Here is a 14,583-nt window from a genome sequence, read left to right as displayed (position 1 = left end):
AATCACCAATCACCAATCACCAATCACCAATCACCAATCACCAATCACCAATCACCAATCACCAATCACCAATCACCAATCACCAATCACCAATCACCAATCACCAATCACCAATCACCAATCACCATTTTTGTTAGATGGGAAGCGATTTCCGCTAACTCCATCTAAGCAAGACAAAAGGCTTACGCACTAAGTTCCACCCATAAAATTACACCCCATCAGGGGTGTGTCGCAGCTTCCTGAATTATTTTAAGAACATGGTAAAGTTATTGTGCTTGATTGATAAGGATATCTCAAGCAATCCATTACCAAACCGAATAGGTTTATTTAAAACGGCGTTTCCGTCTAGCTGCGACTGCTTTACGTTTGCGCTTTTCCAGGGGGGTTTCAAAGTGACGATGATACTTTACGTCAGCCAAAATTCCAGCTTTGGAAACCTGGCGTTTAAACCGACGCAGGGCTGAATCTATTCCTTCGTTTTCTCCTAGAACCACTTGGGTCATTCTGGGTCTTTCCTCTATTTGTCAATTATCTCCATTGTAATATTAGCCGCAAACTTAGCAAAACTATATAGTGTCAAAGGAGTTTGATCTTATTTTGGAATTAACTATCTTGCCCATTTAAGCTGATTCATAAATATTTTGATTTAATTAAAATATGTACATCCTTAACTTGTAATTAATATTAAATTTAACAAAAATTAAGAAATAAATAAATTGCAATTAACCACTGCTGTAACTTCTCTTAACGATTACCTAGTTTAGTGAGGATAAATCCCAAAAACTTAACTGGTTATTCAGAGGTTTTATGACAACAGGTAATCGAGGTAATCACGTTATTTTCATGCACCCAGATGGAACAAGTCCATCTCACTTCGCTTTTGCACGGTTTGTAGATCATGGTCCCGATGGGCGATTGAATTGGGACAAACTCAGCCATGCTGGTGTTTACCTGGGGCACATGGAAGATCAGTTAGGTGGTACATCTAACGGTGGTGCTGTCACTCATGCAACAGGTGCTAAAGTTTACGCTGAATCCTTTGGCTATGAACTAAATAATTTACCAATTACTTCTCTTTCAGGTTCTAACAAAACCATTGTTGAAGAAGCCAGAGATGCAGGAAAAGTCACAGCGTTAGTGCAATCTGGAGCTATCTTTGAGCCTGGTACAGCTGCCTTTGTGGCTAAGACACAAGATATTATTGACCCTAATAATGGCAGTCGCATTGTACCCCGCTCCCAAGCTGCGGCAATTGCCAAACAGGTAATTGAATCAGGTGTTGACTTCATCATGGGTGGTGGTGAACTTAACCTGTTACCTGTTGGAACTAATGGTTTCCACGGTACGGCGGCTCAACTGGATTCTATTAGTACCAGTTCTCTACAACGCCCTACTGAAAACCTGATTACACTAGCTCAAAGCTTAGGTTACACAGTTGTTTATACAGCAGAACAACTGACAGCTTTACTTGATTTACCTGTAAAACCGACTAAAGTTTTAGGTGTATTTGCACCTGTTCACACCTTTAACGATCGCCCAGAGGAAATTTTAGCCGCACAGGGTTTACCTTTCTATCGGGAAACAGCACCCACCATTGCCCAAATGTTGGATGTCACCCAGAAGTTGATGGAACTACACCCCAACTTTAACAAAGGTTCAATTACCATTGTGGAAGAAGAAGGTGTAGATAACTTTGGTAATAACAACAACGCGCCTGGTAGTTTAGAAGGTTTGCGTCGTACAGATGCAGCCATTGGCGTAGCAATGAACTTCATCGAAAGGCATCCCAACACCTTAATGGTGACTGCTGCTGATAGTGATGCTGGTGGTTTACAAGTAGTAGATCCCCGCACTGGTGCAACGGTAGGTACTGTTAACAACAACCCCACCACAGAAAACCGTAACGTACCTTTAGATGGACAAACCGGTGCTAACACTGCGCCTTTTGTAGCTGCTCCAGATGCTAATGGTGATGTGTTAACGTTTGGTATTGGTTGGGCAGGTACACCAGATTTTTCTGGTTCTATTGTTTCTAAAGCGCATGGTTTAAATGCAGATAAATTACCTGCAACTTTAGACAATACCAAGATTTATGAGTTGATGTATGAGACGCTGTTCAACGTTGAACTACCATCTCGTAACCCAGTACCCACACCAGCACCTCAAGCGACTAGACAAACTGGAAATGTGATCTTTATCCATCCAGATGGTACGAGTCCTTCTCACTTCATGGCTGCTCGTAATATAGATCATGGTCCCGATGGCAGATTAAATTGGGATAAGATGTCCAATGCAGGTGTTTACCTGGGACACATGGAAAACCAGTTAACTGGTACTTCCAACGCTGGAGCGGTAACTCATGCTACTGGTGTGAAGGTATTTAATGAATCCTTTGGTTTAAATGAGGATAACACCACTGTTACACCTGCTTCTGGGAAAGTTGGTTATACAATTTTACAAGAGGCGATCGCCGCAGGTAAAGCTACAGCATTATTACAGTCTGGACATTTAGCCGAACCTGGTACTGCGGCCTTTGCAGCAGCTACCACTAACCGTTTAGGTAACGATCTTCGGGCGCGGGATAAATACGCCGAAATTATTGAACAGGTGATCCGTTCTGGTACAGACATCATCATGGGCGGTGGTGAGTTGTATATGTTACCTAAAGGTACAACTGGTTTCCACGTCACCGCCGAAATAGATGCTTCTGAACAGCGTGATGAACGTCGCCCTACCATTAATTTAATTCAACTAGCGCAATCTTTGGGTTATACAGTAGTTTACACCGAAGACCAAATGAATCAGGTGGTTAATAGCCAAAATCCACCAACTAAGCTTTTAGGTGTATTTGCTGCTAGACATACCTTTGATGATCGCCGGGAAGAACAACTAGGATTAAATAGCCCTAACCCTCTACCTCTCTATGTAGATACCGCACCTACAGTAGCAGAGATGCTAGAGGCATCTTTAAAAATTCTCAGTCGGGACCCTGATGGCTTCTTTGTAGTTATTGAAGAGGAAGGTACTGATAACTTCGCTAATAACAATAATGCTGTCGGTACTATTGAAGCTGTACGTCGGGCTGATGCGGCTATTGGCGTAGCCATGAATTATGTTAATACCCAAGATCCCAATACTTTGGTTATTACTGCTGCTGATAGTGATGCTGGTGGGATGCAGGTTTTCCAATTCGCGCCTTACACCCGTCCTTCTGGCAACTCTACATCTACTCCTGCACTGGCAGATACCGAACTTAGTGCGCCATTTATCCGAGTTAACCCAACTACAACTAATACCAACCGTGCAGTTTTAGATGGTATTAATGGCAGTACAGGTACACAAGAACAACCTTGGAGACCCTTCCCATCTCAAAATAGCATAGATGGACCAATGGGTAATTTTGGTGTTGCTTGGGTGGGTACTCCTGACTTCCCCGGTAGCATTGTTTCTAAAGCCTATGGGATGAATGCGGATAAATTACCTACCACAGTGGACAACACTGAGATATATGATGTCATGTACCGGACTTTGTTCGGTGTGACTCCAGAGGAAGCAGCAGTACAACAGGAAACCCAGTTGGTTTCAGGAACTTCTGGTACTGATACATTAATTGCTGGTGCATCTAATACTACCTTTGATGGTATCAATGACACTGTGTTTACTGGTGCTGGTAATGATGAGGTAGACGCACAAACCGCAACTTCTCCCATTGCTGGCCGTAACCGCATCCATACTGGTAGTGGTGCTGATACCATTTTTGTGAATAATGGCGATCGCTCTTTTGGTGGTAGTGGTAATGATACATTAGACGCTACCGATGCAACTGGCTACCGTCTCTCTGGTGGCGCTGGTGATGATATCTTCTTCTTGGGTGCAAATGGTCGCGCCTTGGGTGGTGATGGTAATGATATTTTCTATGTCCAGTCCGGTGGTGGCAACTTGCTCTCTGGTGGTGCTGGTGCTGACCAATTCTGGATCGCTAATGTTGAATTACCTACTGCTGCAAATACCATCCTTGACTTCCAAAAAGGTGTTGATGTCCTTGGAGTTTTGGGTATTTCTTCAAATAGTTTGACTCTCAGTGTTGTCAATGGTAATACGGAAGTTGGTTTACTTGGTCAAACTGTTGCTGTTGTTAATGGTGTGACTGGTTTGAATGTAAATACAGATTTTGCGTTTGTGTCTTAATCTCTTAAAGAAACGAACCGCTCCAGACGCAGAGAACGCAGAGGAATAAGTGTTAGTAGCTATTAACCGGGAAGAAGATTTATTTTTATCTTCTCCTGGTTTTTTTTGTTTTGATATTGAACGCAGATGGACGCAGATAAACGCAGATTAATTTTGCAGTTTTGCATCTTAATCTCTTCATCTCTGTGTCCTCCGTGTCCTCTGCGGTTCGTTATTCCGAATCTAATTCAATTGTCAAAGCCAACTGATATAATTTATTGCGAGAAACTGATATTTCTTTGGCTAATTGTCTACTTGCTTGGGAACGTGAAGCGCCTTGTTTCATCATTCCTAAAAGTTCAGCTTTGAGTTCTGCTTCTGTAATTTGTGGTTTGCTTGGTTCTATTCCTGCCACTAACAGGGTATATTCTCCTTGGGGTTCTTTTTGTTGATAATGGGCGATCGCCTCTTCTATTGTTCCTCGCCAAAATTCTTCATATAATTTGGTTAATTCCCGTGCTATAACTATTTGGCGATCGCTCCCTAATATATCTGCAAAATCTTGTAATGTCTCCCGCAACCGATGGGGAGATTCATAAAATACTAATGTCCTGGTTTCTATTAATAATGATTCTAAATATTCCCTTCTTTGTTGACTTTTTGCAGGTAAAAAACCATCAAAAACAAACCGATTTGTGGGTAAACCAGAAGCACTTAAAGCAGTAATGGCAGCAGTCGCACTGGGAATAGGAACAACATCAATTTCTGCATCTACACAAGCTTTAATTAACTCATATCCTGGATCAGAAATTCCTGGCATTCCCGCATCACTAACTAATGCGATCGCTTTTCCATATTTTAACTGTTCTATAATTTCAGGAATCCGACTATTACGGTTATGTTCATGATAACTGATCTGGGGAGTTTTGATTTGAAAATGTTGTAATAATTTACCTGTATGTCTAGTATCTTCCGCCGCTATCATATCCACAGATTGTAATATTCTCACCGCCCGAAAAGTCATATCTTCGAGATTTCCAATCGGTGTCCCGACAATGTATAATGTTCCTGGTTTTGGTTCAGTTGCCATAATTATTATTTTTAAGCTATCAGTAATCAGTAATCAGTAATCAGCTTTCAGTAATCGGCTATCAGCTATAGTAAGAGAAGTTTATCATCAAATCAACAAAAGGTTAATTCATATCTCAACTTCTCAACTCCTAAAACCTAAAACCTAAAACCTAAAAGCTGATTACTGATAGCTGCAAGCTGAATACTTACTTAATTATTAATAAACTTCTCAAAAATCTCCCCAAAATCTTTCCTCACATAAGTTTCATGGGCATATTTTAACCAATTAAAAGCATACCAGTTAATAGCCTTAAACTGTTCTTCTGAAGTAGAAACATTTGTTGCTCTACCTACTGTACTAGAAGCAGTATTTAAGCTAGTTTGAGCATATTGGTAATAAACTCCATTTTCTTTTTGAATAGAAGAAATTTTCACCAATGCTTTGTATAAATCTTTTAACGGAGCAATAAAATTTTTTGCCACATCAATAGAATAGGATTTATCCCCCATAACAAACTTAATTTCAATATCTAAATCTACCGTTCCTGCGGTTTCTAACCTGACATCTTTAATAGTATTTTGACTGTAGCTATAACGATTTAATAACCGTTTTTTGCTCATAGCAGAACTACCATCAAGATGGATTAATGCTAAATTTGTAAAACAGTATTCATCAGTTTTTGATTTAATCAAAAAGTAGATTTTTTCCCCTTCTTCGTGCATTACATAGTCATCACTATCAACTTTATTATAATCTTCGGGTTTGATGACAGCACCGATATCACTTAAACCCAGTGCATCCATTGCCATGTTCTTAAACATAATTTCTGTTTCTCCCAAAAGGAAAGATTGTTAATATTATAATGTAAATTATATATCATTGGGTAAAAATTCGGATGAAAAAATTTCGGTTAAGCTGTAAGGACAGTTTTCAGGGAAGGAAGATAAACCTGTTTCTCTTTCAGCACTAATAATAGCAAGTTGATAAATTTTTTCTAATGAATCTGATAAACAGGAATTAAGACTGGGATTTTCTTTCAATAATTTTTCTAAACGTATACGTTGTTCTTTGATAGTTAATTGCCAACTGCGAAAACGTAAGTTAGGCTGAAATTGCCATTTTAGTAAGTGCATAATTAATATTTCTAATCTGCTTTCTAACTCGCGTTTTTCAGAACGTCCCATATCTTCTATTTCTTCGGCAATATTAGCTACATCAATTTGATGAAATTGTCCAGTTCTTAGTAGATATGCTTGTTCTTGTGTCCAAGCATAAAAATCATTGTCGTGAGTAATTTTATTCATAGATAAAAGGTGTCAGGAGTCAGGAGTCATAATTAAAACTTTGTTTCTATCGGGAGCATCCCAAATATGTAAATTAATTTTGATCTAACGGAAAAAATGATCTAAGGTCTTGATATGATTGAACCGCAAAGGACGCAAAGTACACAAAGGTAAGAGAGTTTAAGAGATTTTTTGGTGTTGCTGCGGTTATTGTTTCAAAATTGGGATGCTCTCGTTTCTATCTAGGTTTCAATTTCAATTATTTACTTAATTGAACTGCAATCTGTTGTAAAATACTGTATAATTTTCCAATCACCAATCACCAATCACCAATCACCAATCACCAATCACCAATCACCAATCACCAATCACCAATCACCTATGACCAAATCAGCTTTATTTGTGGGTTTAATTACTTTAGATTTAATTTACCTTGCCCAATCACCACCCCAGAATAATCAAAAATTAGTTGCTAATGATTATACTGTAGCAGCAGGTGGACCAGCAACCAACGCATCTGTTACATTTAGTTACTTGGGTAATAAATCTCAACTTTTAGGTGTTCTGGGTTCTCATTCCATGACACAATTAATTATTACAGATTTAGCAGATTATCAAGTTAAAATAATTGACTTAGATCCTAATAAACAAACATCCCCACCAGTATCTTCAATCATTGTCACCCAAGATACAGGAGAAAGGGCTGTAATTTCTATAAATGCTGTAAAAACCCAAGCTGATATTAACTCTATTCCTGCTAATATATTAGATAATATTGATATTGTTTTAATTGATGGACATCAAATGGCAGTCAGTAAAATTATTGCCGAAAATGCGAAAAAGAAAAATATTCCTGTTGTCATTGATGGAGGAAGTTGGAAAGCAGGTTTTGAAGAAATTTTACCTTTTGTAGATTATGCTATTTGTTCCGCTAATTTTTATCCTCCAGACTGCAAAAATCAAGCAGATGTTTTTCAGTATTTGCAAAGTTTTAAAATTCCGCACATTGCTATTACTCATGGGGAAAAACAAATTGAATATTTAACTGATCAAACCAGAGGTTTTATCAATGTTCCTAAAATTCAAAGTGTTGATACATTGGGAGCGGGTGATATTTTTCATGGTGCTTTTTGTCATTATATCCTACAAAATAACTTTCCTCAATCCTTGGAATTAGCAAGTAATATTGCTGCGGAAGCTTGTAAATATTTTGGTTCACGTCGTTGGATGAAACAATTATCAATTGTCAATTGTCAATTATCAATTGATTAGTAGGGTAGACATCTTAGCTACCCCACAAGAATTTTTGATTAAATACTGCTAATCATTAATTGATAATAAACCAACAGGAGGAGTAATTTCAATCCGTTTTTTTTCCAAATCAACAACAGGAACAATTTCCATCACAAAAGGAATTAAAACAGTTTTTCCCGCCTTCTTTTCATCAAAAGCTGGATCAAATTTCACCTCTAATAAATCATGACCAGAAGGTAATAAATCTACAACAGTTCCAATTAATTCCCCAGATTCCTGCATGAAAACAGACAATCCTATTAAATCTATAACATGAAATTCCCCTTCTTCTAACTCAGGGCGATCGCTGATAGGAACAAACAACCGACAGTCACGCATATTTTCCGCAGCAGTGCGATCGCTCACCCCCTCCAACTTAATCACATATAAATTCTTCCCCTCCAAATACCGCCCCTGTAACAACTCCACTGGTTGCGGTTCACTCTCCCCAGGCCGCAACATCCAGCGAGTACCCGCCTCCTCAAAACGTTCAGGAAAATCAGTAGAAGGATAAACCCGCAACTCCCCACCCAAACCTTGAGGTGCAACAATTTTACCAATTTCTATCCAATCATCAAGATCGGGGACTGGTGATTGGTGATTGGTGACTGGGGAAGATTTTATACTCACCTCCCCTTTACCCTTCCTTCTCTTCTCTTTCTTCTTCTTCGCTTCCTTCGTGTCTTCGTGGTTCATTTTTCTTACACACCAACCGCCGCAAGTTGATAAACCTGTTCTGCTACCTTAGCTAGACGCTGCATACCGATAGTAATTTCCTCATCACTACCAGTCAAACTGATACGCAGACATTGATGTTTATGTTCCCACTCATCTTTTAAACCAGGGAAGAAACCACTACCAGGAACAACAATCACACCGACTTTCTTTAATTCCTGGTAAAATTCCCAGTCAGTTATCGGTAAATTTTGCAGCCACAACCAGCCAAAAATCGCCCCTTCACCACGATGTAAGAACCAAGGTAAATTTTTAGGCATAGCTGCTTCCAATGTACTTTCTAATACATCAAACTTATTCTTGTAGAAAGGTCTAATCACATTTTCTGCAATATCCGCTAATGCACCTGATTCTATCGCTCTAGCTGCGATCGCCTGACCATATCTAGAAGAATGAATACCTGCATTAGTTTGGAAGCACTCTAAAGCTTGCAGCAGTTTTTCATCACCGATAGCTACCCCCAGTCTTTCCCCTGGTAAACCTGCCTTTGATAAACTCATACAATGGATAGTATTATCACCAAACACAGGTGTCATATCTGTAAAATTCAAAGCCGGGAAAGGTGGCGCATAAGCAGAATCTATTAAAACCGGCACATTATACGGCGCAGCTAAAGCGGCGATTTTCTCAACCTCATCATTAGTTAAAACGTTACCTGTAGGGTTGCAAGGACGAGAGAAAATCACACAACCAGTATTTTCATTAATAGAAAGTTGGCTAAAATCAGGACGATACTTAAAGCGATGATTCGCGCTATCAATATCTAAAGTCGGTTTATAAGCAATTAACGATTCTGGGCATAAACTCACCCCACCATAACCAGTATAATCTGGACTTAAAGGTAAAACAATTTGTTTTAAATCCCCATCATCAGTATAGCCACCGTAAGCATTAGCAGCGTAGAAATAAATAGTTTGACTACCAGCAGTAACTAAAATATTCCGTTCTGTTAAATTTAAACCATAACGCTCGTTAAAATCCTTCACCATCACCGAAATAAACGGTGCATAACCCTGGGAAGAACCGTAACGACAAACAACCTCACCATATTCAGAACTAGCTAACAAATCTGCGGTACAGTCACGCCATAACTGTTCAACCTCTGGTAAAATCAGGGGATTACCCGCACTCAAATTATACAATACCTGCCCCTGATTGGCTCGGAGTGTTTCATCAATATCTTTCATAATCGCTCTTACGCCAGTCAAGTTAGACATTTGAGCGCCGATTTTAGTAAGGGCAGGTTTGATCATGTTTGTTACAAAATAAGGAAATTGTTATTGAGATTTAGATTTTAACAAAATCTGCGAATCACCGTACCCGAAAATCATTGAAAAAACATTCAAAAATAATAACCCAAGTTGCTCCCTTAGGAATAGGAGTCAGGAGTCAGGAGTCAGAAGTAAATAATAAAACCCCAGTTTGTGAGACTGGGGGGTTTCTCTTGTAATCGGTACTAATGTACTATATAAAAAATAAATTGGCAAGTGGTTATAGATCCCCGATTTTTTCAAGAAGTCGGGGATCTGGGTGAGATAAACTCTAGATCAGTTAATTTAGGGGAGAAGAGAACAATGGAAGTGAAAGCAGCGATCGCCTACAGTGCAGGAAAACCATTAACCATTGAAACCGTACAACTCCAAGGACCACAAGCGGGGGAAGTATTAGTAGAAATTAAAGCTAGTGGAGTATGTCATACTGATGCTTATACCCTTTCCGGTGCAGATCCAGAAGGTTTATTTCCCGCTATTTTAGGTCATGAAGGTGCTGGTGTGGTTGTGGAAGTAGGGGAAGGTGTCAAAAGTGTGAAACCCGGAGATCATGTAATTCCTTTATACACACCTGAATGTCGCCAGTGTGATTATTGTTTAAGCTTTAAAACTAACCTCTGTCAAGCAATTCGCGCTACCCAAGGACGGGGAGTAATGCCCGATGGTACGAGTAGATTTAGTATAGGTGGTGACATGATTCACCATTATATGGGTACTTCCACCTTTGCTAATTATACGGTATTACCAGAAATTGCTGTAGCCAAAATTCGGGAAGATGCCCCATTTGATAAAGTTTGTTATATCGGATGTGGTGTAACTACGGGAATAGGTGCGGTAATTAATACAGCTAAAGTTGAACCTGGTGCAAATGTGGTAGTTTTCGGTTTGGGGGGAATAGGTTTAAACGTCATCCAAGGTGCAAAAATGGTGGGTGCAAATATGATTGTAGGTGTAGATATTAATCCCAAAAAACGCGCCTTAGCAGAAAAATTTGGCATGACACATTTTGTTAATCCTAACGAAATTGAAGGTGATTTAGTCCCTTATTTAGTAGATTTAACTAAAGGTGGTGCTGACTATTCTTTTGAATGTATTGGTAATGTAAAAGTTATGCGTCAAGCATTAGAATGTTGTCATAAAGGTTGGGGAGTAAGTGTTATTATTGGGGTAGCTGGTGCGGGTCAAGAAATTAGCACTCGTCCTTTTCAATTAGTAACTGGAAGAGTGTGGAAAGGTTCAGCCTTTGGTGGTGCAAGAGGACGGACTGATGTACCGAAAATTGTAGATTGGTATATGGATGGAAAGATTAATATTGATGATTTAATTACTCATGTTATGCCGATTGAAAAAATTAATGATGCAATGGATTTAATGCACAAAGGAGAATCTATTAGAAGTGTGGTGACATTTTAGGTTTCTGGTGATTGGTGATTGGTGATTGGTGATTGGGTTATTAACGTCCCTTTTCTCCCCTGCTTCCCCTAATTTATTCACTGTCCCTAGTTCCTATTGCTGTCACCTGTCACCTGCTGTATATAGTATAATTATTACAGTTCACCAGGTTTTGATTATGCAAATCCCTAAAATTCAACCAACCGCAGCAAACCTGAAAAATAATCTTTACGAAACTGACTTTTATCAATGGACTCAGCATCAAGCTAACCTACTACGTCATCAACAATGGCATGATTTAGACTTATTAAATTTAATAGAGGAAATTGAATCTTTGGGTAAAAAAGAAAAACAGGAATTAAGAAACCGTCTAAGTATTTTAATCGGACATTTATTAAAATGGGAATTTCAACCAGGTAAACGCAGCCGTAGTTGGTTAGCAACAATTCGCATTCAAAGACGGGATATTATAAAATTATTACAGGAAAATCCTAGTTTAAAATCTCAACTAGAAATATTGATGAGTGAGGCTTATGAAAATGGCAGAGATTTAGCATCAGGAGAAACTAATTTACCATTTTCAACTTTTCCAGAACAATGTAATTACAGTTTAGATGAAATTCTCAAAGATAGCTTTTTACCCGGTGAACCTGCACAAGATGATTTAATGAAATAAACTTTGTTTGGTAATTGGTAATTGGTAATTGGTAATTGGTAATTGGGTTAAATTATCCTTTGAATCCTGACTCCTGACTCCTGACTCCTTGATATTTTATGACAACAGAAAAAACAACTTTATCGAAAATCAAAATTATCTTAGTAGAACCAGCAGGAGAATTAAATGTAGGTTCAATTGCCAGAGTGATGAAAAACTTTGGTTTATGTGATTTAATATTAGTAAATCCCCAGTGCGATCGCCTATCCTTTGAAGCCTTAAAAATGGCAGTTCACGCTAAAGAAATATTAGAAAATGCGGTTGTAGTTAACACTTTACCAGAAGCATTACAAGGATGTACCCGTGCGATCGCTACCATCGGTAGAGATTATAACGGAGAATTACCCCTAGAAAATCCGCGTACTGCCTTCCCCTGGTTATTAGCAGAACCAGAAAAACCCACAGCATTAATATTTGGTAGAGAAGATCGGGGTTTAACAAATCAAGAAATAAATTATGCCCAAAAGCTAGTATTTATTCCCACCAATCCAGAATACCCGTCTTTAAATTTAGCTACAGCGGTGTCAATCTGTTGTTACGAATTATCACAACTAGCCGAAAATTTTATCACCCAGAAAACAGTGACAACAGAAACAGCACCCTTGGACGTTGTAGAACCCTACTACCAGGAATTAGAATCTCTACTACTTGCCATAGGTTATCTTTATCCCCACACAGCAGCCAGTAGGATGGAAAAATTCCGCCATTTATATAACCGCGCCCACCTACAAACCACGGAAGTTGCTATGCTCAGAGGTATGATTAAACAAGTACAATGGGCAATTCAAAATTACAACCAAATAGAAAACTCAGGACTATGATGGAAGTATATTTTTTAGATATCATCTTTCAAAAGCATTGATTATGACTTACACTAAACTGAAAAATGCTGCTTAGTCACAGAAGGGGGTTCTGAGCATCAAGGTGCATAATGTAGTTAGTTTTGGGTCGAAATTTGACAAACAAAACAGTCGAGTGGGTAACAAGGAGTAGCAGTGTCAGAATCAAATGACAAACTAATAGCTGTCTCAAAACGGCAGTCTTCCCAGCGTCGTCGTCCGCGTCCTGTCCAAAGCCAAGCCCAAAGACAAGACCAAGGACAAGCCCAAAAACAGTCCCAAAAGGCAGGACAAAAACAAGCCAGGAAGCAACAGCAGGGTGCAAACAGAGGCGAAACTGTAGCACTCACAAGGTTAAACAATCCTATCAGTTCTGCTAATGTTACAACTGAGGGGCGAAGACCATCAAGCCGGTTAGTCATGCCGACAGCTGTTAAACCCATCCCTAAACCAAGGGCAAATATGTCAACCAAAATGCCACAATCGGTTACAGGGAAATTAAAAACAGTGCGTGTACAAAAGCAAGGCAAGCTAAAAGTAACCAGGCAATCATCACGGAAAACGCGATTAAAGCCAATGGCTAAGGCTGTATTGTATACCTTGCGTTTATTGATTGTTGGTATCGGACTAGGTGCAATTGTCGGCACGATATTATCAATATTAGACCCTGCTTACCGCATCACTACAACCTCTGCATCCCCATCTCAGACCAATATCACCCAATCTCATGCTAATAACCAAGCATCTGGTTCTGGTTTAGTCTTAGCTCAAGAAATTACCACTTTAAAATCTACTTTACAAAATCTAGCTACCGCCAACCCAAGTCTAACGCCTGGGGTTTTCATGGTAGATTTAGATAAAGGTGATTATGTATATATTAATGCTAGTACAAGTTTTCCTGCTGCCAGCACCATCAAAATCCCGATTTTAGTAGCTTTTTTCCAAGATGTCGATGCGGGAAAAATTCGCTTGGATGAAATGCTGACTATGGAAAAAGAAATGGTGGCAGGAGGTTCTGGTAATTTACGCACTCAACCTGTGGGTAGTAAATACACAGCGTTGGATGTAGCCACAAAAATGATGACTATCAGTGACAATACTGCCACAAATATGCTCATTACCAGACTGGGAGGCCAGGAAGTATTAAATGGGCGTTTTCGCAGTTGGGGATTAACAACTACAGCCATTCGTAATATTTTACCAGATTTAGAAGGTACAAACACCACATCACCCAAAGAATTAGCAGATTTAATTGCTAAAGTGAATCAAGGTAATTTAGTCAGTATGCGATCGCGTGATTTAATGTTAGATATCATGCGTCGCACAGAAAGAAACACTCTCATACCTTCTGGGTTAGGAGAAGGAGCAAGAGCATATCATAAAACCGGTGATATTGGCACAATGTTAGGAGATGCAGGTTTAATTGATATCCCCACCGGTAAGCGTTACATTGCTGCTGTCATGGTAAAACGTCCTCATAATGATCCTGCTGCGGAAAAACTGATCCGTTCTATTTCTCAAGCTGCTTACGAAAACTTTAGTCAAACGAATGTCACACCCCCCACTCCTACAAATAATCCACCATCAACAAGTTTTCAACCACCAGTTCAACCTTTTATTCAACCAGTTCAACCAGTTCAACCTTTTATTCAACCTTTCATTCAACCCCAGGTAATGAGTCCAATACCACCCAATGGTATGGTTAATAATGTACCGATGGGTACTTATCAACCTCCTATGATGACTCCACAATATTATCCACCAAGATAGGAGTCAGGGGAATTTTAGATTTTGGATTTTAGATTTTAGATTTTAG

At 39.1% G+C, this 14,583-nt stretch carries 12 protein-coding genes; 6 read left to right on the top strand and 6 right to left on the bottom strand.

Annotation, left to right across the window (positions count from 1 at the left end; all coding sequences use genetic code 11):
* Nucleotides 1-323: 323 nt before the first annotated feature.
* Nucleotides 324-503 carry a 30S ribosomal protein S21 gene (rpsU, locus tag IQ237_RS22280; protein ID WP_008226419.1) on the bottom strand — a complete coding sequence of 60 codons (180 nt, stop codon included), beginning with the start codon at nt 501-503 and terminating at the stop codon, nt 324-326.
* Nucleotides 504-807: 304 nt separating this feature from the next.
* Here rpsU and IQ237_RS22275 point away from each other — a divergent pair, with 304 nt between their 5' ends.
* On the top strand, nt 808-4,188 hold the full coding sequence (locus IQ237_RS22275) for an alkaline phosphatase (protein ID WP_194059139.1): 3,381 nt from the start codon (nt 808-810) through the stop codon (nt 4,186-4,188).
* A gap of 211 nt (nt 4,189-4,399) precedes the next feature.
* Here IQ237_RS22275 and rsmI read toward each other — a convergent pair whose 3' ends face one another.
* The 3 genes from rsmI to IQ237_RS22260 all read right to left on the bottom strand — a co-directional run bounded on the left by rsmI (nt 4,400) and on the right by IQ237_RS22260 (nt 6,543).
* Nucleotides 4,400-5,257, bottom strand: coding sequence for a 16S rRNA (cytidine(1402)-2'-O)-methyltransferase (gene rsmI, locus IQ237_RS22270; protein ID WP_194059137.1), 858 nt, complete (start codon nt 5,255-5,257; stop codon nt 4,400-4,402).
* Between the two features lie 191 nt (nt 5,258-5,448).
* Nucleotides 5,449-6,060, bottom strand: coding sequence for a PH domain-containing protein (locus IQ237_RS22265; RefSeq protein WP_194059135.1), 612 nt, complete (start codon nt 6,058-6,060; stop codon nt 5,449-5,451).
* 48 nt (nt 6,061-6,108) lie between these two features.
* A complete protein-coding gene (locus IQ237_RS22260; protein WP_194059129.1) occupies nt 6,109-6,543 on the bottom strand; it encodes a DUF29 domain-containing protein in 435 nt (144 codons plus the stop codon).
* 360 nt (nt 6,544-6,903) lie between these two features.
* Here IQ237_RS22260 and IQ237_RS22255 point away from each other — a divergent pair, with 360 nt between their 5' ends.
* On the top strand, nt 6,904-7,794 hold the full coding sequence (locus IQ237_RS22255) for a sugar kinase (protein WP_194059128.1): 891 nt from the start codon (nt 6,904-6,906) through the stop codon (nt 7,792-7,794).
* A 48-nt stretch (nt 7,795-7,842) separates the two neighbouring features.
* Here IQ237_RS22255 and rimM read toward each other — a convergent pair whose 3' ends face one another.
* Complete coding sequence (gene rimM / locus IQ237_RS22250) at nt 7,843-8,511, bottom strand: ribosome maturation factor RimM (RefSeq protein WP_194059127.1); 669 nt, start codon at nt 8,509-8,511, stop codon at nt 7,843-7,845.
* 5 nt (nt 8,512-8,516) lie between these two features.
* A complete protein-coding gene (locus tag IQ237_RS22245) occupies nt 8,517-9,800 on the bottom strand; it encodes a valine--pyruvate transaminase (protein ID WP_194059141.1) in 1,284 nt (427 codons plus the stop codon).
* 324 nt (nt 9,801-10,124) lie between these two features.
* Here IQ237_RS22245 and IQ237_RS22240 point away from each other — a divergent pair, with 324 nt between their 5' ends.
* From IQ237_RS22240 to IQ237_RS22225, 4 genes are all read left to right on the top strand, one after another.
* Nucleotides 10,125-11,234, top strand: coding sequence for an S-(hydroxymethyl)glutathione dehydrogenase/class III alcohol dehydrogenase (locus IQ237_RS22240; RefSeq protein ID WP_194059126.1), 1,110 nt, complete (start codon nt 10,125-10,127; stop codon nt 11,232-11,234).
* Nucleotides 11,235-11,391: 157 nt separating this feature from the next.
* The gene (locus IQ237_RS22235) at nt 11,392-11,889 is read left to right on the top strand and encodes a DUF29 domain-containing protein (RefSeq protein ID WP_194059125.1); all 498 of its coding nucleotides are present in this window, start codon (nt 11,392-11,394) and stop codon (nt 11,887-11,889) included.
* A 98-nt stretch (nt 11,890-11,987) separates the two neighbouring features.
* Entirely contained in the window at nt 11,988-12,749 is a 762-nt protein-coding gene (locus IQ237_RS22230; protein ID WP_194059123.1) for an RNA methyltransferase, read from the top strand.
* A 174-nt stretch (nt 12,750-12,923) separates the two neighbouring features.
* A complete protein-coding gene (locus IQ237_RS22225; protein ID WP_194059121.1) occupies nt 12,924-14,537 on the top strand; it encodes a serine hydrolase in 1,614 nt (537 codons plus the stop codon).
* The last annotated feature ends 46 nt before the right edge of the window (nt 14,538-14,583 follow it).

Origin of the sequence: Sphaerospermopsis sp. LEGE 08334 (genome assembly GCF_015207205.1) — a bacterium.
Lineage (GTDB): Bacteria > Cyanobacteriota > Cyanobacteriia > Cyanobacteriales > Nostocaceae > Sphaerospermopsis.
The sequence above is the reverse complement of the archived record's forward strand: the minus strand, read 5'-3'. Positions and strand labels throughout refer to the sequence as shown.